The sequence below is a fragment of the Priestia sp. 3CA3 genome, assembly GCF_056836725.1.
In genome coordinates this window covers 498,003-520,955 of record NZ_JBXENJ010000002.1, presented here as the reverse complement: position 1 = coordinate 520,955, position 22,953 = coordinate 498,003, and the positions used below count along the sequence as shown (strand labels likewise).

The window sequence follows — 22,953 nt, the reverse complement described above, 5'->3', positions numbered from 1 at the left end:
TAAACAAAGGAGAGAGAGAAATGGAATCAAATAAAGTACTAGATGCAAAAGGGCTGGCATGTCCAATGCCGATTGTTAAAACAAAAAAAGCAATGAATGAACTAGAACCAGGTCAAGTGTTAGAAATTCACGCAACGGATAAAGGAGCGAAAAATGACCTTGCAGCTTGGGCAAAATCTGGCGGTCATGAGCTTCTTCAGACAGAAGAAGGCGACGTTCTTAAATTTTGGATTAAAAAAGGATAAGAAATATTTGGATTAAAAAAGGATAAGAAATAATGGATGAAAAGGGTATCTCTTGTAAAAGGTACCCTTTCCTTATATGAAACGGAGCGACTATAGATGGATCTTACATTTATCATCACGCTTTTTCTTATTGGATTTATTGGGTCGTTCATTTCCGGTATGGTCGGTATTGGCGGGTCTGTGATTAATTATCCGATGCTGTTATATATTCCTCCATTAGTAGGAGTAGGAGCATTAACGGCTCATCAAGTCTCAGGTGCAGGAGCTGTTCAAGTGTTCTTTGCGACAATAGGCGGCGTATGGGCGTATCGAAAAAGCGGATTTTTAAACAAATCATTAATTTTATATATGGGCAGCAATATTCTAATTGGGAGCATGCTTGGAAGCTACCTCTCACATTATATGAATGAACAAGGATTAAATGTTGTATATGGAGTTTTAGCTCTTATTGCGGTTATGATGATGTTTATTCCAAAGAAAAATGTAGATAAGATAAAAGAAGGCGAACTTCAATTCAATAAAGGATTAGCTTCTATTTTATCACTGCTTATCGGAGCCGTAGCAGGCGTGTTAGGAGCAGGGGGAGCCTTTATTTTAGTTCCTGTGATGCTTGTGGTGCTTAAAATTCCAACTCGAATAACCATCGCAACTTCACTAGCCGTTACCTTTATTTCTTCCATTGGTTCAACGGTTGGAAAGCTGGTGACCCATCAAGTCCCATTTATACCGGCACTTATTTTAGTTGCGGCAAGTTTAATTGCCTCTCCAGTCGGTGCAAAAGTTGGTCAGAAAATGAATACAAAAGTGCTTCAGTGGATCCTTGCCGGTTTGATTCTAGCAACAGCAATTAAGATTTGGTGGGGGCTACTATAAAAAGCTATGGATTCCCATAGCTTTTTTTATAGCACTTCATCACTTTCCACATACGTTTCAAGCGCAGGATGAAATTCTTTTTGGTAGTGGTTAGACGGACACACTTTCACTATAGTCGCGTGAAGTGCATTAGATTTTGATGTATTTAACACTTGCTTACATTTTGGGCATCGTTCATTAAACAGAAAATGAAACCATTTCACTTTTCATCACTCCTGTACTAAAACCTTTAAATCTTATCGAGTTAATAAGGATTATAACGAGTTTTATACGGAAGGTCAATGAAAAGGGAAAGGAATCTTACATAATAGTTTACTGAAATAAATATATTTGTATAAAAAATTAAGAATTTGTAGAATTTATTGTTTATTTATTTGATTTTTATGTTATCCTTTTTAACATACATTAAATATAAGGCCACATTTATCGTACGACCTTTGATTTGTATTATAAATAGTGAATAAGAAAATATATATTGAAAGGAGAAAGGGAGAGTCAGAGAGGACGCACATGCTAGTTGTCTGTTAAAAAGGCATCTTGCAAGCTGTAAAAGCTGCATAATCTCATGAATAGAAGCATCTGTCTTAATTTTTCTGACTATTCGAATAATTAGTTTTACCATTGAAAGTTTGAGTCACTGTAAAAGTTTAAAATCTAAAAAAGGAATGATCATCAATGAAAGATAAATTTGCCCAACGAGCTAGTCTTGTAAAATCCTCTGAAACGCGCGAAATTTTAAAAGTAACGGAACGACCAGAAGTGATTTCGTTTGCAGGAGGACTTCCAGCGCCGGAGCTATTTCCCGTTGAAGCAATGAACGATGCGTGCCGCGCCGTATTAAATGAAGACGGAGCCGCTTCGCTCCAATATAGTACAACTGAAGGGTATATTCCTTTACGAGAAGCCATTTCGACACGAATGAAGCATATTGGCATCGAGTCCACTGTTTCAAACATTTTAATTACGTCCGGATCTCAGCAGGCAATCGATCTTACAGGAAGACTGTTTCTTGATGACGGAGACGTGGTAATCTGTGAAAGTCCAACGTACCTAGCAGCCATCAACGTCTTCAAATCTTACAATGCAACGTTTGTAGAAGTAGATATGGACGAAGACGGAATGATTATGGAAGAGCTGGAGAAAAAACTTCAAGAAAATCCGCATGCTAAATTTATCTATACAATTCCAGATTTTCAAAACCCTACAGGACGCACCTTAACGCGAGAAAGACGTCAGCGAATGATCGAGCTTGCGAATGCATACGACGTGCTGATTGTAGAAGACAATCCGTACGGAGGCGTTCGATTTGCAGGAGAAACGCTGCCGCCGGTTAAGCATTTTGATACAGAAGGCAGAGTTATTTATATCAGCACATTCTCTAAAATTTTTGCGCCAGGTCTTCGAATCGGCTGGGTGTGCGCAGATGAAGACTTCATTGATAAGTACGTAGCGTTTAAGCAAGTGGCGGACTTACATACCGACAGCTTTGCTCAGCGGGTAACGGCTAAGTATATGGAGCTTTATGATATCGAAGAGCACATTCAAAAAATTAAAGCTGTGTACAAAGAGCGATGTACACAAATGTTATCTTGTATTGAAGAATTTTTCCCGGAGAATTTGTCTTACAGTAAGCCAGAAGGCGGATTGTTTATTTGGGTAGAGCTGCCCAAAGGAATCGATTCAGCACATATCTTTTCAGAATGTCTAAAAAATAACGTAGCCTGTGTTCCGGGAACACCATTCTTTCCAAATGGCACAAGAAACAACGCGCTGCGCTTGAATTACTCGAATATGTCTGCGGAGCAAATCGTAGAAGGCATGAAGCGCATGGGAGACGTATTGCACCGTGAACTGGCGAGAGAAACGACTGTTTTGTAAAAAGGTATGGAAAAGCCAAATAAAGCCATTTTATTAATTCATGAAATATACGGTGTGAACGATCATATGAAGTTTATGAAAGAGAAATTTTCTAAGTTAGAGGCAGATATTATCTGTCCTAACTTATTATCTAGAGACATTCCTTATAGTTATGAAGAAGAAGAAATGGCTTATCAGAACTTTGTTCAAAACATTGGGATTGACGAGGGTTCAAAACAAATTACTAACATGTTAATTCAGCTAAAACAAGAATATGAAGAAGTAGGGATCATGGGATTTAGTGTAGGAGCCACAATATCGTGGCTATGCAGTGAAAACAATTTGTGTGACTTTGTGATTGGCTGTTACGGATCGCGCATTAGAGACTATATAAATAGACGTCCTGTGTGTCCAACTCTTCTTATTTTCCCCGCTGAAGAGCAAACATTTGATGTAGACTGTTTAATAAACTCACTAGAGCAAAAAAGAGAGCCGCTTTTGGAAATCAAAAAGTTTTATGGATTTCATGGGTTTATGAATCCTTTTTCACAAACCTTTAATAAAGAATCAGCGGACGAAGCCTTCCAAACAGTAAGTGACTTTCTCGAAAAGCACTTAGCTGATCACTAGCTATACACGCTGAAAGTGATACCTTGCAATAAGCAGAAACTGACCCTTTTTCAGTACGTATACCTGTATTAACATTTTCTTTAAACGTATCAAAAAGGAGTGAGGTTATGCTAAAGTCAGTTGAACTTGTAGGAACAGCGGTAAAGCTAGTGCCGCTTGAAAAAATGCATGAGCAAGGACTCTATGAAGCTGCAAAACCGAAAGAAATTTGGGAGCATCTCCCGGTAAAAGTTCATCGTCTAAGTGATATGAAACAGCTGATTGAAAGTGCTTTAACAGCAAAGCAGGAAGGAAGAGAGCTGCCTTTTGCTGTATTTGATATAGAGTCACATTCAATTGTAGGAAGCACAAGATTTTTAGATATATCACTTCCTAACAAAAGCGTAGAAATAGGGTGGACGTGGTATCATCCATCCGTGTGGCGAACGCGAGTCAACACAGAGTGTAAGTATTTATTATTAAAATACTGTTTTGAAGAGCTGAAGTTTCACCGCGTTCAGTTCAAAACGGATGCGCGAAACAAGCGGTCTAGAGCGGCTATTAAACGGTTAGGTGCTACGCAAGAAGGCATTAGCAGAAAACATATGCTTTTACCAGGTGGATACGTACGAGATTCGGTCATCTTCAGTATAATCGATGACGAATGGCCGTTTGTCAAAAAGCGATTAGAAATTTTTTTACATGAAGCCAGTGCGGAAAATAAAGAAAACGCCAGCAATTAATGGCATTTAAAAATAAAAAGCACAAGCTATAGCTTGTGCTTTTTATTTTTAGAGAGCTTGTTTAATAATTTTTTTATAGTAAAGAACAGATAAAATACCAAAAATAGAGTACAGCGCCGTATAGACAATCATGACGATAATAATAGGTGTCCAAAGCTCTGTTCCAAACCAGAACCAGCCGGATTGTACGGCAAAATAGCTGTGAAGCAACCCTACGATTAACGGAATGCCGAAATTAAAAAGCTGCTTTATTTTTATGCCTTTTAGTAAATCATTTTCAGTGAAGCCGAGTTTTCTAAGAATCGTATAGTTCGGCTTTTCATCTTCACTTTCGTCCATTTGTTTAAAGTAAAGAATGCACCCTGATGTGATTAAAAATGCCAGTCCTAGAAAAGCGACAATGAACATGATTAGACCCATAGTCTGCTTTTGGCTTTTTACCGTTTCGATACGCGAATCATTGAAAGTATGATTTCCCAATTTCATTTCTTTGAAAATCTCATTTGCTTTTGGTAAGTCATTTTTTTGTGATATATCTATCCCTGTGTACACAGAAGATTCTTTTTGCACAGAAGGATTCACGTCTTTTTCCAGTTCATTAAACACAGAATCGTCTACAATCACAGTAGGCATACCGCTCGTAAAATAGGTAGATAAGAGAAATTTTCGATTTAAACCTATATACTTTTGCGGAATGATTTTTTTCTTTCCTATTAGCTCAATTTCTCCGGAATCTTTAAATGAATTTACTCGTTGAAGCATATCATTATAGCCGGTAAACAAAGTTTCATTTTGAGCTACCTTTACACCACTAACAGATTTTTCGCTAACAACTGAAAAAACCATAGCGGACGAGTCTACCATCGGGCCTTCCAAATTATTTTCTAAGATGTTTTTTACGTTTGCTTTTACTTGGATGACGTCGATCTTTTTTTCCGTATATGCTATTTTCTTTTGATCCAACGCGGCTTTAAATGAAGCAGCGTCTTTTGTATTATTGATTGAAAAATCGTTAGGCACATAATCTTCGGCCGACTTTTCAGCAGAATAATAAGAGATGTAGCTCAAGCACAACAGACCAATAGCAAGAGCCGATACGGTTGTAATAACCGTCAGTAACAGTGCATTTGATTTCATGCGAAACATAATGGAAGAAAGAGATAATACATTGTTAATCGATAAATAGCCTTTTTTGCTTTTACGCATCAGATTTAATAAAAAGCGAACTGAGCCTTTATAAAACAAATAGGTTCCGATGATAACCGAAGCTAAAATAGATACCATTGCGATGGACAAAGCATTCATGCTTGTAAAAGATCCGTCAAACAATTTAGCAGAAATATAGTAGCCGGAAGCAATAAAGATCATGCCAAGAATTCCAATAATAATTTCAAGAATACTGATTTTTTTTGTTTTGCTTTCTGTAGATGACGTAACGCGGAATAGGGCTAAAATGGTCTGTCTTTTAATAAAAAGATAGTTCATCGTCATGATTAACAAATAGATGACGCCGAACACAATCAGCGTTTGAATCAAGGCTTCTTCTGAAAAGTGAAGCTTGGCAATGCCTTTGGTATCCGTGATTTTAAATAAAATCATAATGATTACTTTTGAAAATGAAAATCCAATTAAAATGCCGGCAATCAGCGAGCTAAAGTACAGCATAAAATTTTCAGTCGTCAAAATACGGAAAATTTTTGTTTTGGTCATGCCAATTAGCTGAAATAAGCCAATTTCTTTACTGCGTCGCTTAATAAAAATCGTATTTGCATATAGTAGGAAGATAGAAACAATGGCTACAAGTAAAACAGAAGCGGCCCGAACGGCTGCGCCTCCTTTAATGGAGCCTTTGGTTGCATCAAGAGCAGGATCGTACTGAAGCGTGACAAAAGCAAAATATAAAGCTGCGCTGAAAACCAGTGCAAAAACGTACAGATAATAGTTTTTTACATTCTTTTTGAAGTTGCGGAAGACGAGCTGATTAATATTCATCTTGCACTCCGCCTAGTACACCTTGAGTTTTCATAATATCTTCAAAGAAGTCTTTTCGCGTTTGATCCCCTTTATACAGCTGCGTATAAATTTGTCCGTCTTTTATAAAAATCACTTTACTGCAGTAGCTGGCTGCCACTGGGTCATGCGTTACCATCACAATACTTGCGCTTCTTTTGTCATTAAGCTCGGTCAGTTTGTTTAATAAATCGCTGGCTGCTTTTGAGTCAAGTGCACCGGTTGGTTCGTCAGCAAAAATCATACTTGGCTCATGAATAAAGGCTCTTGCAGCAGAAGTACGCTGCTTTTGTCCGCCCGAAATTTCATTTGGATATTTATCTTTGAGCTCATAGATGCCGAGCTGTTTGGCTAGCGCGTCAAATTTTTTGTGAGCTACTGCTGAAGGAGTTTTTACAACAGAAAGAGGCAAGAGGATATTTTCTTTGACTGTCAGCGTATCGAGCAAGTTATAGTCTTGAAAAATAAAGCCTAAATGTGTTTTTCGGAAGTTTGCTAACTGCTTTTCTTTCATTCTGCTAATTTCATTTCCTTCAATTTTGATGGTTCCGCCGTTGATTTTATCAATCGAGGAAAGCACGTTAAGAAGCGTCGTTTTACCTGAGCCTGAAGCGCCCATAATTCCTACAAATTCTCCTTTCATAATCGTAATATCTACCCCTTTTAATACTTCTTGTTTATTAAATTTATTTCCGTAGCTTTTGTGAATATTAGTAGCTTCTAATATGTTCATATGTATTCACTCCTTTGATTTGATACGTTTATTATAAAAAAAGAGCCTTGCGTTTTCCTTTGATTCACCGAACAAATGACGAAAGCATGTGACATTTTTGTCACATGCTTTTCATATCAACAAAATCATTTGATTTAGGAAAGGCAAGCGTAAACGTCGTGCCTTCGTTAAGAACTGACTTCACACCAATGTGAATAGAAAGAGCGTGCGCAGCTTTTTGAGCGAGATACAAACCCATACCTGTGGCACGGCTGTCTTCATGCTGAGTGGTTGAGGTAAAACCTTTCTCAAAAATGCGCGGCATATCTTGAGGAGAAATGCCGCGTCCGCTGTCTTTTACCTCGACGTACACTTGACCATTGTGCTTGTAGCTTCTAATCATTACGTCAGATGCTTCACTGTACTTGACTGCGTTTGTTAAGAGCTGTCTCATAATAAACGAAAGCCACTTTGCGTCACACAGTACACGTTCTGCCTGTATGTCCACATCAAACCCAATATTTTTTTGCATACACCAAGCTTGCAGCGTTTTGATTTCAGTGAAAATAAGGGACTCTAAATCCAGATGTTCAATATACATATCATTTTCGATAAAGAAAATGCGCTTTTGATGCAGCTGTTGATCAAGTAAAAAGTGAATACGGAGCCACTCGAACGTCAAGTTTGCTTTAACTTCTCGATTTTCTAAGCGTTCAATTATTAAATGCATTGCAGTTAACGGCGTTTTAATTTCGTGAATCCAAGCTAACATTTCATCTTTTTCCTGCGTCACGTGCAGCTGGGTTTGCACCGCATCTTTTTTCGCCTGTTTTAATTGTTGCATCAGATTTTGCTGAACAATCTTTTCAAAGGGGCGCAGCGGATGAGAAAGAGTAGAAGAATCAAAGAAATCCTCTTCATCTTTTAACCCTTGATAAAATTTCGTTTCTTTATGATAGCGGAAGACGCAAAAAATAAGAAAGACAATTGATGATATAAACACGATATAAAGAATCGAAGACAGAGGAATGGATTCATCAATATAAGCGATAAAAAGCATTAAAAGATGCATCATAAAAAAGAAAAGAATCCAGCTTAGACGCTCGCGAATAAAGAGTTTAATCATAGCGTTCCTCTTCAATCGCTACGTAGCCTTGACCGACTTTTGTTTCAATAAAGCTTCCCAGTCCAATTTCATCTAACTTTTTTCGCAGGCGATTGACGTTTACCGTTAGGGTATTATCACTGATAAACCGTTTATCTTCCCACAAACTATTAATCAGCTCATCTCGGCTTACAATCGTATTCTTTTTATATATTAAGCATTTTAAAATAAAGATTTCATTTTTGGTTAACTCAATAGCTTTAGATTCCGTTGATACTTTATTTTTTTCGTAATCAATCGTTGCGCCTTGCCACGAAAGAAGGCTTACTTGTTCAACGCTGTAATTATACACGCGGCGGAGAAGGGCTTGTATTTTTGCTACAAGCACATCAAAATGAAACGGCTTTTGCACAAAGTCGTCGGCTCCAAACTGCATAGACATGACCATATCAGAAGGATGATCTCGTGAAGATAGGAATATAATAGGGATTTTCGAGTGAGAGCGAATCATTCTGCACCAGTGGAATCCGTCATACTTCGGCAGCTGAATATCCATAATCACTAAATCAGGTTTTACCTCGCTAAACTCCTGCATAACGTTACTGAAATCACGGATGCCATAAACATCATATGACCATTGCTCCAACCGCTCTTTCAGTTCGTTAAACAGCGTTACATCATCTTCAATTAAAAGAAGTTTAAACAATAACACGTACCACGCTTTCTGTTTTTATACTCATTTTATAGTAATATCCTTTTATTTACCATATATGTTAGTAGATTCATAGGGGTTCTTTTTAAAATGTGAAAGAATAGCTTTTGACGAGCATAGTTTATAAACATATATTGAACTCTAGTGAAAAAAGGAGAGCTGTTATGAAAGCAATGGTATGTACAAAGTATGGTAAACCAGATGTTCTTCAGCTTGAAGAAGTAGAAAATCCTATTCCAAAAGAGAATGAAATACTGATAAAAATTCATGCCACCACGGTCACATCGGGCGACTGCAGAGTGAGGAGCTTTAACAGTCCACTGCTGTTGTGGCTTCCAATGCGAATAGTTTTAGGATTACGGAAGCCTAGAAAATCAATACTAGGCGTAGAGCTGGCCGGAGAAGTAGAGGACGTCGGAAAGAACGTAACGCGGTTCAAAAAAGGCGACCAGCTGTTTGCGATGACTGGTATGAAGTTCGGAGGATATGCGGAATATATCTGCTTACCAGAAAAGGGGACAATAGCCGTAAAGCCAGAGAATGTAACCTGTGAAGAAGCCGCTTCTATTTCTTTTGGTGGCACAACGGCTCTGCATTTTTTTAGAAAAGGAAACATTCAAGTCGGACAAAAAGTGCTTATCTATGGTGCTTCAGGTGCGGTAGGAACTGCCGCTGTACAGCTTGCTAGCTATTACGGGGCCGAAGTGACAGGCGTGTGCAGCGCCAAAAATAGCGAATTAGTAAAATCTTTAGGAGCAGATTACGTCATCGACTACCAAAACGAAGATTTTCCTAAAAAAGAAGAAAGATATGATCTTATTTTTGATGCCGTTGGAAAACTTACAAAAAACCAGTGTAAGGAAGCGTTAACACTAAATGGACGCTTTGTTTCAGTAGAAGGACAAGGAATTGCGAAAGTGCAGACGGAAGATTTATTGTTTCTTAAAAAGCTCATGGAAGAAGGCCGGATCAAATCAGTCATTGATAGATGCTACTCTTTAGAACAAATTCCAGAAGCTCATAAGTATGTAGAGACCGGACATAAGGTAGGAAATGTGGTTGTAGTTTTAAAGGAATAAAACTACATATTTGAAAAGATGATTTGACTTACCCGGATAGTAGGTATAACATGCAGATAAGTCAACTAAACAGCTATTTAAAACCAATCGACCAGACGACTGGAGATGCTTTGAACAATCAAAGCATCTCTTTTTTCCAAGTATTGATTTAATTATAGGAGATAGCGAGGAAGATGTAGAAAGAATATATGGAGAGCTTGCCGCGCTAATTCCAATTGATCATGCCATTACATATTTAGCTCGTTTTTTTGATGATTATGACTTTCATCAATTTGACGTAGACGCACCGTTTCCAGAGTTAGGGGATATCGGAGCCAATGCCTTTCAAAGTACTACAAATAAAATTAAACAAGCGGCGGCTGCTAGGAAATTAACGTTAAGACAAGTGGCGCTTGAAACAATTTTGCCTCGTTCGCCGTTTTCAGGAACGCCAGAGCACGTAGCGGATGAAATGCAAAAATGGTATGAGCAGGAAGCAGCGGATGGATTTGTGCTTCGCCCGTTTATGAGCGAGACGTTTCATCAGTTTGTGGAAAAAGTGGTGCCTATCTTGCAAGAGCGCGGGCTTTACGACACTTCATACGAAAGCAATACGCTGCGCGGAAATTTAAATCTTTCCGTTCCAGCCAATCGATATAGTCAAACAAAGGGGGAGTTTGCATATGACAGTTAAATCAATCGGTGAATACAGCGTCACAGAAAGCTTAAAGAAGCAGGTAATTGAGTGGAGAAGACATTTTCATCGCTATCCTGAATTATCGTTTCAAGAGCACCGAACGGCTCAGTTTGTGGAAGATACGCTTCGTTCGTTTGAAAGCTTTGTCATTACGCGTCCTACACCAACAAGCGTGGTAGCTAGATTAATAGGGAAAGAAGAGGGAAAAGTAGTTGCGATTCGAGCGGATATGGACGCGCTGCCGATTGAAGAAGAAAATACGTTTTCATTTGCTTCGGTTCATAAAGGCGTGATGCATGCATGCGGACATGACGGTCACACGGCTATTTTGCTAGGAGTAGCTTCTGTGCTTTCTCAGTTAGGAAATGAATTTAAAGGAGAAATTCGCTTGATTTTTCAACACGCAGAAGAGCTGCTGCCCGGGGGAGCGCAGGAGCTTGTGAAAGAAGGCGTGATGGAAGGTGTGGATTATGTAATTGGTACGCACTTGAATTCTGGTCTTCCGGTCGGAGAAATCGGCGTGCTTGCAGGTCCTATGATGGCTTCGCCTGACACGTTTAACATATCGATTAAAGGAAAAGGAGGACACGCCGCAGCGCCTCATGAAGCAGTTGATGCCATTGTGGTAGGAGCGCAAATTGTGACCAACCTTCAAACCATTGTTTCAAGAACGACGAATCCAATTGATAAATTAGTTGTATCAGTTACACAATTTCACGGAGGAACTACGCACAATGTACTTCCTGATAAAGTGGAGCTGAACGGTACTGTTCGAAGTTTTGACGCGGCTCTGCGAGAAAAAGTTCCGGCACAAATTGACCGGATTGTAAAAGGACTAACAGAAGCCTACGGCGCAGAGTACACGTTTACGTATGAAAAAGGCTATCACCCTGTCATTAACTCTGAAGAAATTACGCGTTTAATTGAAGAAACAGCCATCGAAGAATACGGAAAAGAACGTGTTAAAACACTGTCTCCTAAAATGGGAGGAGAAGATTTTTCAGCTTACCTGCAGGAAACGGAAGGAGCTTTTTTTAACATCGGAGCCCGAAATGAAGAACATAACATCGTATACCCTCATCATCATCCGAAGTTTACGGTAGATGAAGCCTCGCTTGAAGTCGGAGTAAAGATGTTTTTGCGCGTTACTGAAAAGCTGTTGGCTCGTTAAAAAAAGAGATTCAGACATACAATGACCCAATTTAAAGACGAAAAAAGGCACAAAGGAGCTCGTATGGATTGCTTGTGACACGGCTGTTGGTTTCCGTGCAAGACTTCGCTTTCCGCGGGCGGCCGGTGAGCCTCCTCGTCGCATACGCTCCTGCGGGGTCTCACTTCTTCCGCTTTTCCCGCAGGAGTCTTCGTCTTGTCCTCCAACCAACAGCTAGAAGCTACTACATAGATTAAATCTACGTTGGCTAGCACAATGAAAAGATCCCAACTGTTTATGGTTCGGATCTTTTTTCAACTAAACTACGTTTGTCCCACCGACTCTTCTTTACGACATCTTACTTTGTATCCTTATAATTCGTCGCAAATCCTGCTGCAATTAAACCAATTAGACCTAGCACTCCTACAATAACCGTTATGACCACTATGCTCACCTCAATCGCTCTGAATAATACGCTTTCATTTGTTTAATTTTACCATGAGTCTTCGTATGAAAGAAGCTTTTCTTTTAAAGGCTCGAGCTTCTTAAATTTTCGATCATAGCTTTGCCGTTTTAACATGTCGTTAGTGATTATCAAGGCATCTTCTTTACGCCCTGCATACAAGTAGGCTTCAATGACTTCGTCAAATCCTTCTGAGTAAGGGAATTCTTCATATTTTGCTAGTTTAAATGAGGCATCGTAGTGTTTCGTTGATTCTTCATATTGCTTTAGTTTTAAAAGCATACGCCCGTTCGCTAAATGTAAATCAGCTCGTTCTAAATCGGTAAGGGTATGGAGTTCAATTCCTTGGTTACGTATATCAAGAGCATCTCCATAGCGCTTTTTCTCTTCCAGCTCAAACGCTCTCTCGTAAAAATGATCAAACTTCGTTAGCGGTCTCCTTGATTTATACAACTTGTAAATGCCGTATAGAATCAAAAGCAATAACCAAAGCAATTCCTTCAACTCTCTTTCATCTCTTTATGTATAATATTTATAGTAAAGGAAATTAAAACTAATTGATAGATTGAATGAAAGAAATACATGTGGAGGTATAGGGTGTTCATCAACCAGCAGATTTACCATGTAAAAGGACTTCAGTACATTATTCGCTCAGCTGCCACTAGCGATGCAAACGAACTGTCTCACCTAAGAGTTCAGCTAGATGGAGAAACAGAAAACTTAGATCGTGAATCAGGAGAAGGATATATGGACGAATCCGACTTTGAAAAACTTATTCAACGTGACACAGAAAGTAAACGAAACTTATTTTTAGTAGCGGTTGTACATAATGAAATTGTCGGATTTTCAAGATGTGAAGGTAATGAGTTGAAGCGATTGGCTCATAAAGTAGAGTTTGGTGTATGCATCGCAAAAGAATATTGGGGATACGGAATTGGCAAAGGTTTTTTGCAGCAATCCATACTGTGGGCAGAGAGCGCGAGCATGAAGAAAATGACGCTGAATGTGTTAGAAACGAATAAAAAAGCCATTGATTTGTATGAAAAGTTCGGATTCGAAGTAGAAGGAGTATTAAAAAATGACAAGGTGCTGTCAGACGGCAAGTTCTATAATACAGTAGTGATGGGGCGCTTTGTATAGCTTTTTATGAGGATTTTTTTATCGATCTTTAAAGAAAAAAACACCTTCAAGTACACTATACTTGAAGGTGTTTTGCGTTTCGCCTGTTTTACTAGAATGATAGTTAGTGATACACCTCACTCTTTTCACTAAAGCTTTTATTGATTTCAAATCCTTGTTCTTCTTCTTTTTCGACATCTGTGCCAATAGGCTCCCACTTAATAAGAAACGTCGCGATCAGACCAATAACGGGAACGATTGTAAGGACGAGAAATGTTGTATAAATTCCGCCAATCGAAAGGACAACCGGGAATAAGTAAAAACCTAAAATGCTGCCGATACGCGTTGTTCCTTGCCCCCATCCAGAGCCTAGCCCTCGCAGTTCAGTAGGGTAAGAAAGAGTGGCCATTGTCATCCCTTGCGCTCCCGGGCCAAAAGATTGACCAAAAATAAATAAAGCAATAAATAAAATGGGCAGCGCAATAAAATGAGTATCACCTGTTAGTCCCATCAGGACCAAGCTTAAAGAACAAATGATATAGCCTGTAATCGCAAGTTTTCTTATGCCAACTTGTTCAGTTAGCCGTGATTGTGTAAAGCCGCCAATAATCCCAAATAAATTAAAGAAAAGAGTACCGATAATTGCATAAATCATTCCTTTACCAAAAATAAGCGTGGAGATGGTTGGGATATAGAAGCCAACTGCAAAATACTGCATACTTTGAGTAGCCGTAATGATGGAAGCTAGAAATGTCCGAGCCCGATACTTTCCTTGGAAAATAGCTTTGTAAGACAGTTTTTTTGAACGAGATACTGGTTCTTCTTTTGCATTTTTAGCCACCGTGACTTGTATGTCATAGGTTTTCTCTAACACCTTGACAGCTTCTTTAAGCGGAAGATGATGAGCCGCCCACATTGGACTTTCATCCATGTAGCGGTAGCGCAAAATTAACACGATTAGTGCAGCAACAGCTCCAAATCCTACCGACCAGCGCCAAATGTCTTCGTGCTGCCCGAGCAGGTAAAAAGGAAGAACAACAAGTCCAGTAACAGTTGCGGCCACGTACCACAGGGGACACCACAAGTTCACGTATTGGCCTTTTTTCTTTAAATTACTAAACTCAGCAATAAAGCTGAGCGCTACCGGAACATCTAGTCCTACGCCTACGCCCATTAAAAACCGAAAGATAAATAACCAAACTAAATCAGTTGCTAAAGCAGCGCCAAGAGCAGAGAATACCATGAAAAATAAATCGATTAAAAACATTTTGTTGCGGCCGAATTTGTCCGTGTAATATCCTCCTACAGTAGCTCCTAGCAAGGCGCCAAAGGCCATAATAGCTGTAAGGCTTCCAAGGCCGGCAGGAGAAAGGTTAAATTGTTCCTTTAATTGATCAGCTCCAATTCCGAGACTGGTAAAGTCGTAGGCATCGACAAAAATGCCCCCTAAAGCTACTAAAATGATTTTCCAGCTTTTAGAGGTAACTGGATTTGAATTAACAAAGTTGATAATGTCTTGACGGGATTGAATTACGTGTGGTTGAGCACTTGCCATACTTGACCTCCTTATCGTATTAAAACCCTTAACCAAAGAAACAAAAAAGACTCTCATCTATTAAAAAGAATGAGAGCCTCCAGTTGTCTGGTCGGTTTTTAAATCCTATATGTTTAGTGAGATTAATTTACCAAAAAATTCATAGAGTTGTCAATACGAGATAAGAACAATTCAAATAAATTCTAAGAATAACATAATCATTGACAATCGTAGCATAAACTTTTAATATATAATTAAACAAAGTGAATTACTTGGTATTGATGATACTGTACGAAAAAGCGCCTACTAGGCAACTGGAGGCCAGACCATTGTGGTGAAACAAATGGACTGGTCTCCTTTTTATATTGAATGGGTGTTATGGAAGAGTTGGATTCTGGAACGGAATAGTTGGTATAGATTTAACGATGAGCAAAATAGTCGAGTGGATAATAAGCAAGGTTTTTCTTAATAAGGTTTTTGAGAGCGCAAACATTTTAAGAGGGGGATCCGTATATGACTGCCGACTTTCATTTTCATACAGATGTATTAATTATTGGAGGAGGCCCTGCCGGTGCATGGGCAGCTCTGCAAGCAGTTAAAGAAGGTGCAAAAGCTGTACTTGTTGATAAAGGATATTGCGGAACGAGCGGAGCAACTGCGCCTTCGGGTACAGGAGTTTGGTATGTGAAACCTACTTCTGATGAACAGCTGGAAGCAATGAAAAGCAGAGAAGAGCTGGGGGGATATTTAGCTGAAAGAAGCTGGATGAAACGAGTGCTTGATTGTACGTTTGAACAAGTAAATGAATTAGCTCATTTTGGCTATCCGTTTCCTGTAGATGAAAAAGGAATTTCTCAGCGAACGACACTTCAAGGGCCTGAATATATGAGGCTAATGCGGCGTCAGCTTTAAAAAGCAGGCGTGCAGATTTTAGATCATAGCCCGGCACTGGAGCTTCTTGCAGATGAACACGGTGTGGCAGGTGCTTGCGGAATTAATAATCAAACGAAAGAAACATGGAGAGTGGAGGCTGCTGCAGTTGTGATTGCAACGGGAGGCTGTGCATTTCTGAGCGGAGCACTCGGTACAAATGTTTTAACAGGAGACGGTTACTTATTAGCTACAGAAGCAGGTGCGTCGCTTTCCGGCATGGAGTTTTCAAATGCTTATTCGATTTCGCCAGCTTTTTCTCCAATCACAAAATCAGCATTTTATAAATGGGCTACATTTTATTATGAAGACGGTACAGTGATTGAAGGAGCCGGTTCTCATAAAGGACGCTCCATCATAGCCAGAACGTTAATGACCCAGCCTGTTTATGCAAGGCTGGATAAAGCGGATGGACGTATTCAAAAAGCAATGCGCTTATCACAGCCAAATTTCTTTTTATCGTTTGATCGTCTTCATATGAATCCCTTTACTCAAATGTTTCCAATCACCCTGCGTTTTGAAGGAACCGTTAGAGGAACAGGCGGTATTCACATTATAGACGAAACGTGTAGAACCGACATTCCAGGGTTATATGCAGCCGGAGATGCGGCAACACGCGAATTAATCTGCGGAGGATTTACCGGAGGAGGCAGCCATAATGCAGCATGGGCTATCTCTTCAGGCTGCTGGTCAGGAAAAGCAGCGGCAGCATTCGCTGTTAAGCAAGGGCGAAATACTGCAAGTCGGCATGCCAAAGGCTTATCAGAAGCGTCAGGAATCACAAAGTCAGTAGCTTCTTCTGATTCAGCTGATACGAAAGAAATGATAGCATCGGTTCAGCGCGAAGTCTTTCCATATGACCGGAACTGGTTTCGTTCAGAAGCAAGATTGCAAGATTCTCTGACGAGGTTAAATGCGGTGTGGAATGAGTTGAAGAACGGAGTGTATGATAAAGAAAGAAACATCGTGAGAAGTCGAGAGCTTGCGTCCATGACGGCAACCGCGCGATGGATGTATACAAGTGCATTAGAAAGAAAAGAAACGAGAGGAATGCACCGGCGTGACGATTTTCCGTTTATGGATTCCAAGCAGCACTACCGGATTCTGAGCGGAGGCGTGCAGGAAGTTTGGGCGAGACCTTTAGGTACAAAGTCTTCTAATCACGTAAAGGGGGTTATATAATGATCGAGATCCTTAGTGAAGACCGGTGTATTAACTGCAATCTTTGTGTATCCGTTTGTCCAACAAATGTCTTTGACCGCTCTCGCATGGGAGGCGCTCCTTCCATAGCTCGTCAATCCGATTGTCAAACTTGCTTTATGTGTGAACTGTATTGTCCGGTAGATGCTTTGTACGTGACGCCTTTAGCTGAACAAACTGCAGAAGTAGATGAACAGCACCTAATTAATCATCACCTGCTCGGAAGTTACCGAGAAGCTGTAGGCTGGGGAAAAGGAAGAAAATCCACCGCTTCTTCTGATCAGTCGCATATCATCTTAAATAGAAAATAGACAAAAAAGAGCGGACAAAGCCGCTCTTTTTTCTTTACTTTTGCGTTTCACGAACCCATTTCACAATATCATCAATCACATAAGAAGGAATGTTGGCTGAAACAGAATATTCATCGGGCGTGCTTTTTTCACCAGTTCCTTCTGTGAAAAAGTGGTTGAGCTTTGGATAAAGCTTAAAAGAAGCGTTGGAACGCTGAGACAAGCTTTGCTTCCAGCCTTCAAAATCTTCGGTCGTTACTTGATAATCACGCGCTCCTTGTAAAAGAAGCAGCGGCGTTTTCTGAGATTTTGCAATTTCTGCAGGGTGCCAGTGAGCTAAGTCATACCAAAAATAAGGCGTGCCAAGCAAAAATTCTTTTGGCGGCTGAGCTGGCGAAAAGCTTGGGTCTTGTAAAATGACAAACTGCTGCTGGAAAAAAGAAAGCTGCTCTTTCGGAAGCTGATTCAGCGATACAAGATAGGCAAATTGTTCAAACATTAACTCTGGAAGTGTGCGGCTCGGTGCAGCAAGTAAAACAGAGCCCCGCACGCTTTTATCAGGCGTTTGATTTAAAATTCGAGGCATCATCATGCCCCCTTGACTGTGTCCTAGTATAAAAATGTTACGGCTGTCGATGCCTTTTTGTTTCGCCATTGCTTTGACTGCGAGTACGGCATCATCAGTTGTTTCATCGTCAACGCTTATCTTACTTTCACCGGACATTTTAGCTGTATGTTCGTATGTACGCTTGTTGTAGCGTAAAACGGCGATTCCTTGAGAAGCCAGTCCTGAAGCCAGATCTCGAAACGGCTTTAAGCTCATAAAGGTTTCATCTTGATCAGAAGGACCTGATCCGTGAACTAAAATGACAACGGGGACATTTTGATGCTTTGAACGTATTGGAAGAGTGAGCGTTGCTGGAAGTTCGTAAGGTGCTTTGCCGATTGAAAGCTGTTTTTCACTGTAGTTCTTAGGGGTGTCATAAGGCGGTGTGGAAAACGAAAACTGGCGCTCGTCCGGCACAATTCGCCAGTCATCGATTTGACGATTTTGACTAAAACGAACGGTTAAAGTAGCTGATGCATGTTCAAATTTAATGGGAATGTCTATATTCCGATGAACGGTATTGACTTCGCCTTGTACAGCTGTACCAACCTTTTTTACAGCACCAAGCTGAGCGGTTAAAGATGACCACCACGTTTTTAGGTTGTCTTCACTCATTTTTGCCTGCAGGCTGCGGGAAAAGTAGCGCGTAGCTTCTTTTGTTTTTCCGTTCGATAGATTGGTTAGAAATGAATTAGCTCGTTTGACTTCAACTTTTGCTGAGTGATGAGCAGCATTCGCCGCTGCTTCAGCTTGAATGGTTGAAGTGGACATAGGAAGTACTTGAAGGCCGAGAGCTAAAGAAACAGCGAGTGGAAGGGCAGCTTTTACTTTTTTCATACATCATCCTCCTTGGCGATTCTTTTACTCTACCAGTATACCAATTTTAGGTAAATGAAGTCATGTCATTCTGAGATAAAAAGAAAGGCGCTGGGCTATAAATATGGTAAAATAAAGAAGTTAAATTATTTAAAAAATTAAAATAAATTAAGAAGTGTAAAAGAGGAGGAGCTTTTATGAACTATGATCCGCATTATCATCCATATCCATCTTACCGAGTGCCCGTTTATGCAAAGAAAGGAATGATATCCACATCTCAGCCGCTTGCAGCGCAGGCAGGTCTTGATATCTTAAAAAAAGGAGGTAATGCTATTGATGCAGCGATCGCGACAGCGGCAAGTCTTACCGTATTAGAGCCGGCTTCTAATGGGATCGGAGGAGACGCGTTTGCGCTTGTATGGACGAATAATCAGCTGTACGGACTAAACGCGAGCGGACCTTCTCCGCAATCTATTTCCATTGATGCGCTGAAGGAAAAAGGATACAAAGAAATTCCTAAGTACGGAATGATGCCCGTTACGGTTCCCGGTGCTCCCGCTGGTTGGGCTGCTTTATCAAAGCGATTTGGTAAACTGCCTCTTTCTCAAGTGCTGGAGCCTGCTATTCAATATGCTAAAGAAGGATTTCCGTTAGCGCCTACACTCGCTAAACAATGGAAACAAGCGTACGATACGTTTAAACGAGTACATACAAGCGAAGAATTTGAATCGTGGTTTCAAACGTTTGCGCCGAATGGACGAGCACCAAAATCAGGAGAGATGTGGTCATCTACTGATCATGCTCATACGCTTCAGCTCATTGGTGAGACAAATGCAGAAGCCTTTTATAAAGGTGAGCTTGCAGAACGTATGGATGCATTCAGCAAAAAATATGGCGGCTTTTTATCAAAAGAAGATTTGGCAGCTTACGAACCGGAGTGGGTAAATCCTATTTCCGCTCACTACCGTGGATATGATGTTTGGGAAATTCCTCCGAACGGACAAGGGCTTATTGCGTTACTGGCATTAAATATCGTAAAAGGCTTTGAGCTTCAAGAAAAAGACGCCGTCGATACGTATCATAAACAAATCGAAGCGATAAAGCTTGCGTTTGCGGACGGAGCAAAATACATTACCGAAGAAGCGAAAATGAACGTACCTGTCAGGGAACTGCTGTCTGATACATATGCAAGCTATCGCCGCAGCTTTATAGAAGAACATGCTCTGCAGCCTGAAGCAGGAGAACCTGTCGGAAGCGGAACAGTGTATTTAGCAACGGCTGATGAAGAAGGAAACATGGTTTCATTCATTCAAAGTAATTATATGGGCTTTGGTTCTGGAATTGTTGTGCCAGAAACGGGAATTGCTCTGCAAAACCGCGGTCACAATTTTTCAATGGACCCTAATCACGATAACTGTCTTGCTCCTAATAAAAAAACGTTTCATACCATTATTCCAGGCTTTCTCACTAAAAATAATGCGCCCGTAGGACCTTTTGGCGTGATGGGCGGGTTTATGCAGCCGCAGGGACATATGCAAGTTGTCATGAATACGATTGACTTTCACCTTCATCCTCAAGCCGCTTTAGATGCGCCAAGATGGCAGTGGAAAAAAGATAAAACGGTGCTTGTTGAGCCGACTTTTCCTTCACACGTAGCACAAGCGCTTGAACGAAAAGGACATAAAATTGAAGTAGCCGTGGATTCGATGGCATTTGGGCGCGGACAGATTATTTGGAGAGACCCTGAAAGCGGCGTGCTATGCGGAGGAAGTGAATCACGAACGGATGGTTGTGTAGCTGGATGGTAAGAACAAAATAGATCAAGAAAGAAGCCCGTACTGATTAGAGTCGGGCTTTTTTCATGTCTCAACCTTATGTATAAATCTCTTCAAAGAACTGAAAACTAAAACAAACATGAACGTACGTAAAGAGAACAGGATTAGAACAACCGTCTTAAGCTGCCAATCGACACGAAGGTATACTAACAACACTTGGTGAAAGGAGCGAAAAGGTTATGAGAAATAAAAAATTTGAAGTGAATTTTTTACGTACAATGCTGATTATAGGGCTGGGAATGCTCCCTTTTCTATTTAGAAAACCACCGATCAAAGACTGGCTGCTGGCTTATGCATTTAATGCCTTAACAAATGGTATTATTGATAAATTTATTGTCTCTCACGGCCTTCTTCGATATCCAACTCGCTTACTGAAAAAACAGTTTAGAATTAATGTGTTGTTCGACTTTTTACTGTATCCTAGCATATCCGTTATGATTAATCAGGCTACGTATCACGATAAAGGGTTAAAGATTTTATATAAAATTGTACTTTTTACGATTCCCATGTTTTTTATTGAATTATGGGCTGAAAAACGAACAAAGCTCATCGAGTGGAAAACAGGCTGGATGTGGTATCACACTTTTACTAGCGTAACGTTAAAATCGTATCTTAACCGAATGCTGATTGGATGGATTCGAAAAATTGAAAAGAAGCAGGAAGAAACGAAAATACAATAGCAGAGATTCTAAAAACGACGTTAGAGAGGTGAACAAAGGTGCATATTTCTGTCCTTCTATGGCTGATTTTTCAAAATATCCATAAGAAAACGTGGAACAAAATACGCGAGCTGTATGCTGGGGTTTTATACGTGAGCTTTTTTAACATTCTCTACTACTTTTTATGTAATGATAAATTGCTTTGGGATTTTAAATCTTCTCATCTTTCATTAAAAGTACTGCGTATTTTACACCTTATGTTCATTACGCCTCTCATGATTTTGTCGTTCTTAGCTACTTATCCGTCTACACTCGCTAAGCAGGTGAAATATATTACAAAATGGGTATGTACAGCTTCGTTTGTAGAATGGGTTGGGCTCAGGTGTAAAGGAATTACATTTAGACACGGCTGGCATTTGGGGTGGTCAGCACTTATTTATGTAATGATGCTTATCTTTTCGAGATGGTTTCAAAAAAAGCCTTTTGCGGTCTTGCTGCTATCGGTTTTTGCAACAGTCGTTCTCAGCATCATTTTTAAAGTTCCCATTAGCAAACGAATGCTAAAACATCCGCTGAAACGAATATTGACTCGGCCTTTAAAAGATCATGTGACTCAAGCTGTTGCGAATAAAGTAAGGCGGAAATGCCTGCTCCTCAAGCTGTTCTCGTAAGTGCCTGCTCTCTGTGAAGAGCAGGTTTTTTAGCTTACTGGAGGAATAACGTCCGTCAGCAACAGAATGAAAAAAACCAGGCCGACTCCCGTAAAGCTTAAAGAAGCAAGAAAATAAGCGGTCCAGCGCAAACGAAACGGATTATGTTCGACATTGGCTCCAGACATTAACCTCATGGAGTGAGTGTTATAGTGAGAATGAGCGCTGTTGCTTCCGCTGCTTGAAAACCAAAAAGTTAAAACTGAAAACAAAAGTCCGCTAAAAAACATAAGCTCAATAAAGCGGATAGACAAAAATGATGAGCACGCATAGGTTAATCCCCCTTCAATAAGCAGGGTAATAACAAAAATAAGCTGAGTTCTCTTCAAAAAATCCTCCCCTTTTTTCTCTGTGTCTACTTTTCATTATACAATAATTTACATGTATAAAAAGTCTCAAAAATGCTTTTATTATGATATAATGGAAATAAATGTATTGTTGAAAAGTATTCAAAATACGGATTCATCACGAGTGTAAGGTTTTTTATAATGATGAGACTTACTATATACGCTGCGCTTAGCTTCAAGTGCGTAGAATGAAAGTGAGGAGTGTGTATGGACTTAGGGGAGACTGTGATTGCGATATTAGCAGCGGGAGCACTGCTGTTATACGGTACATTAGAGCTTTGGTTTGCGCCTCGTAATGCTTCCTTTTTTAAAGGGTGGAAGCAAAAACTAGCCGTCATTTTACCGTTATACGGAGTTACATTTGGCATATGGTTCGTGTTTTTTTCGTAACAAAAAAAGTCTCACAAAAAGGAGGAATGAAAAATGGAAATCAATTCATACCTCATTCGGTTTTCATGTATGCTGATGCTCATGTTTGGAGGATTATTTATTATACGGTATGTAAAAACAGGTGACCTTTATTTAGATCAGCTTCTTGTCTTTGGAGCGGGTTTTGTTCTGTTTATAGGCTCACTTATTTGGAAAAGAAAACATCAGCAGCAAGGAAATAGAAAAGCTTGTTAATCTTATAAAGTTGTGACAGTATAAAACAGAGAAAAAACGTAATCTCGT

At 39.9% G+C, this 22,953-nt stretch carries 24 protein-coding genes and 1 pseudogene; 16 read left to right on the top strand and 9 right to left on the bottom strand.

The annotated features are described in order from the left end of the window. Window positions 1-20: 20 nt before the first annotated feature. Together AC1VNJ_RS07755 and AC1VNJ_RS07750 are read left to right on the top strand one after the other, a co-directional pair. Complete coding sequence (locus tag AC1VNJ_RS07755) at window positions 21-245, top strand: sulfurtransferase TusA family protein (protein ID WP_028414561.1); 225 nt, start codon at window positions 21-23, stop codon at window positions 243-245. A 96-nt stretch (window positions 246-341) separates the two neighbouring features. After that, window positions 342-1,118, top strand: a complete 777-nt coding sequence (locus tag AC1VNJ_RS07750) for a sulfite exporter TauE/SafE family protein (RefSeq protein ID WP_482640547.1) — start codon at window positions 342-344, stop codon at window positions 1,116-1,118. Window positions 1,119-1,144: 26 nt separating this feature from the next. Here the strand turns inward: AC1VNJ_RS07750 and AC1VNJ_RS07745 are convergent, their stop codons facing one another. After that, the gene (locus tag AC1VNJ_RS07745) at window positions 1,145-1,321 is read right to left on the bottom strand and encodes a hypothetical protein (RefSeq protein ID WP_221816836.1); all 177 of its coding nucleotides are present in this window, start codon (window positions 1,319-1,321) and stop codon (window positions 1,145-1,147) included. A gap of 472 nt (window positions 1,322-1,793) precedes the next feature. On the opposite strand from AC1VNJ_RS07745, the gene AC1VNJ_RS07740 reads away from it, so the two are divergent. From AC1VNJ_RS07740 to AC1VNJ_RS07730, 3 genes are all read left to right on the top strand, one after another. Continuing rightward, complete coding sequence (locus AC1VNJ_RS07740) at window positions 1,794-2,996, top strand: aminotransferase-like domain-containing protein (protein ID WP_482640546.1); 1,203 nt, start codon at window positions 1,794-1,796, stop codon at window positions 2,994-2,996. Between the two features lie 6 nt (window positions 2,997-3,002). Then, window positions 3,003-3,605 carry a dienelactone hydrolase family protein gene (locus AC1VNJ_RS07735; RefSeq protein ID WP_482640545.1) on the top strand — a complete coding sequence of 201 codons (603 nt, stop codon included), beginning with the start codon at window positions 3,003-3,005 and terminating at the stop codon, window positions 3,603-3,605. Between the two features lie 107 nt (window positions 3,606-3,712). Continuing rightward, a complete protein-coding gene (locus AC1VNJ_RS07730) occupies window positions 3,713-4,327 on the top strand; it encodes a GNAT family N-acetyltransferase (protein WP_482640544.1) in 615 nt (204 codons plus the stop codon). A gap of 48 nt (window positions 4,328-4,375) precedes the next feature. Here the strand turns inward: AC1VNJ_RS07730 and AC1VNJ_RS07725 are convergent, their stop codons facing one another. The 4 genes from AC1VNJ_RS07725 to AC1VNJ_RS07710 form a co-directional block, all read right to left on the bottom strand. Next, the gene (locus tag AC1VNJ_RS07725) at window positions 4,376-6,319 is read right to left on the bottom strand and encodes an ABC transporter permease (protein WP_482640543.1); all 1,944 of its coding nucleotides are present in this window, start codon (window positions 6,317-6,319) and stop codon (window positions 4,376-4,378) included. Then, the gene (locus tag AC1VNJ_RS07720; RefSeq protein WP_098112392.1) at window positions 6,309-7,070 is read right to left on the bottom strand and encodes an ABC transporter ATP-binding protein; all 762 of its coding nucleotides are present in this window, start codon (window positions 7,068-7,070) and stop codon (window positions 6,309-6,311) included. Before AC1VNJ_RS07720 ends, AC1VNJ_RS07725 begins: the two co-directional genes overlap by 11 nt. A 100-nt stretch (window positions 7,071-7,170) precedes the next feature. After that, window positions 7,171-8,175, bottom strand: coding sequence for a sensor histidine kinase (locus AC1VNJ_RS07715; RefSeq protein WP_482640542.1), 1,005 nt, complete (start codon window positions 8,173-8,175; stop codon window positions 7,171-7,173). Beyond that, a complete protein-coding gene (locus AC1VNJ_RS07710; RefSeq protein WP_033580356.1) occupies window positions 8,168-8,860 on the bottom strand; it encodes a response regulator transcription factor in 693 nt (230 codons plus the stop codon). Before AC1VNJ_RS07710 ends, AC1VNJ_RS07715 begins: the two co-directional genes overlap by 8 nt. A gap of 170 nt (window positions 8,861-9,030) precedes the next feature. Here AC1VNJ_RS07710 and AC1VNJ_RS07705 point away from each other — a divergent pair, with 170 nt between their 5' ends. From AC1VNJ_RS07705 to AC1VNJ_RS07695, 3 genes are all read left to right on the top strand, one after another. After that, complete coding sequence (locus AC1VNJ_RS07705) at window positions 9,031-9,945, top strand: NAD(P)-dependent alcohol dehydrogenase (RefSeq protein ID WP_482640541.1); 915 nt, start codon at window positions 9,031-9,033, stop codon at window positions 9,943-9,945. A 385-nt stretch (window positions 9,946-10,330) separates the two neighbouring features. Beyond that, window positions 10,331-10,618: a hypothetical protein gene (locus tag AC1VNJ_RS07700; protein WP_482640540.1), complete on the top strand. Its 288-nt coding sequence runs from the start codon at window positions 10,331-10,333 to the stop codon at window positions 10,616-10,618. Beyond that, a complete protein-coding gene (locus tag AC1VNJ_RS07695) occupies window positions 10,608-11,792 on the top strand; it encodes a M20 family metallopeptidase (protein ID WP_049165604.1) in 1,185 nt (394 codons plus the stop codon). The genes AC1VNJ_RS07700 and AC1VNJ_RS07695 overlap by 11 nt, the downstream gene beginning before the upstream one ends. A 472-nt stretch (window positions 11,793-12,264) precedes the next feature. Here AC1VNJ_RS07695 and AC1VNJ_RS07690 read toward each other — a convergent pair whose 3' ends face one another. Then, a complete protein-coding gene (locus AC1VNJ_RS07690) occupies window positions 12,265-12,738 on the bottom strand; it encodes a hypothetical protein (protein WP_230624691.1) in 474 nt (157 codons plus the stop codon). A 93-nt stretch (window positions 12,739-12,831) separates the two neighbouring features. On the opposite strand from AC1VNJ_RS07690, the gene AC1VNJ_RS07685 reads away from it, so the two are divergent. Continuing rightward, on the top strand, window positions 12,832-13,374 hold the full coding sequence (locus tag AC1VNJ_RS07685; RefSeq protein WP_482640539.1) for a GNAT family N-acetyltransferase: 543 nt from the start codon (window positions 12,832-12,834) through the stop codon (window positions 13,372-13,374). A gap of 103 nt (window positions 13,375-13,477) precedes the next feature. Here AC1VNJ_RS07685 and AC1VNJ_RS07680 read toward each other — a convergent pair whose 3' ends face one another. Further along, window positions 13,478-14,908, bottom strand: coding sequence for an MFS transporter (locus AC1VNJ_RS07680; RefSeq protein WP_033580300.1), 1,431 nt, complete (start codon window positions 14,906-14,908; stop codon window positions 13,478-13,480). A gap of 492 nt (window positions 14,909-15,400) precedes the next feature. On the opposite strand from AC1VNJ_RS07680, the pseudogene AC1VNJ_RS07675 reads away from it, so the two are divergent. Next, window positions 15,401-16,999 (top strand): annotated as a pseudogene (locus tag AC1VNJ_RS07675) (FAD-dependent oxidoreductase). Continuing rightward, window positions 16,999-17,328: a 4Fe-4S dicluster domain-containing protein gene (locus AC1VNJ_RS07670; RefSeq protein WP_033580302.1), complete on the top strand. Its 330-nt coding sequence runs from the start codon at window positions 16,999-17,001 to the stop codon at window positions 17,326-17,328. Before AC1VNJ_RS07675 ends, AC1VNJ_RS07670 begins: the two are co-directional and overlap by 1 nt. Window positions 17,329-17,362: 34 nt before the next feature. Here AC1VNJ_RS07670 and AC1VNJ_RS07665 read toward each other — a convergent pair whose 3' ends face one another. Continuing rightward, window positions 17,363-18,751, bottom strand: coding sequence for an alpha/beta fold hydrolase (locus tag AC1VNJ_RS07665; RefSeq protein WP_482640538.1), 1,389 nt, complete (start codon window positions 18,749-18,751; stop codon window positions 17,363-17,365). Between the two features lie 176 nt (window positions 18,752-18,927). Between AC1VNJ_RS07665 and ggt the strand changes: the two genes are divergently transcribed. From ggt to AC1VNJ_RS07650, 3 genes are all read left to right on the top strand, one after another. Next, window positions 18,928-20,538, top strand: a complete 1,611-nt coding sequence (gene ggt / locus AC1VNJ_RS07660; RefSeq protein WP_482640537.1) for a gamma-glutamyltransferase — start codon at window positions 18,928-18,930, stop codon at window positions 20,536-20,538. Window positions 20,539-20,744: 206 nt separating this feature from the next. Continuing rightward, on the top strand, window positions 20,745-21,245 hold the full coding sequence (locus AC1VNJ_RS07655) for a CBO0543 family protein (RefSeq protein WP_482640536.1): 501 nt from the start codon (window positions 20,745-20,747) through the stop codon (window positions 21,243-21,245). Between the two features lie 38 nt (window positions 21,246-21,283). After that, a complete protein-coding gene (locus AC1VNJ_RS07650) occupies window positions 21,284-21,895 on the top strand; it encodes a CBO0543 family protein (RefSeq protein ID WP_482640535.1) in 612 nt (203 codons plus the stop codon). Between the two features lie 29 nt (window positions 21,896-21,924). Here AC1VNJ_RS07650 and AC1VNJ_RS07645 read toward each other — a convergent pair whose 3' ends face one another. Beyond that, the gene (locus AC1VNJ_RS07645) at window positions 21,925-22,263 is read right to left on the bottom strand and encodes a hypothetical protein (RefSeq protein ID WP_099331155.1); all 339 of its coding nucleotides are present in this window, start codon (window positions 22,261-22,263) and stop codon (window positions 21,925-21,927) included. A 225-nt stretch (window positions 22,264-22,488) separates the two neighbouring features. On the opposite strand from AC1VNJ_RS07645, the gene AC1VNJ_RS07640 reads away from it, so the two are divergent. Further along, a complete protein-coding gene (locus AC1VNJ_RS07640) occupies window positions 22,489-22,671 on the top strand; it encodes a hypothetical protein (protein ID WP_057244319.1) in 183 nt (60 codons plus the stop codon). A 33-nt stretch (window positions 22,672-22,704) separates the two neighbouring features. Further along, window positions 22,705-22,905, top strand: a complete 201-nt coding sequence (locus AC1VNJ_RS07635) for a hypothetical protein (protein WP_098382841.1) — start codon at window positions 22,705-22,707, stop codon at window positions 22,903-22,905. Window positions 22,906-22,953 lie beyond the last annotated feature (48 nt).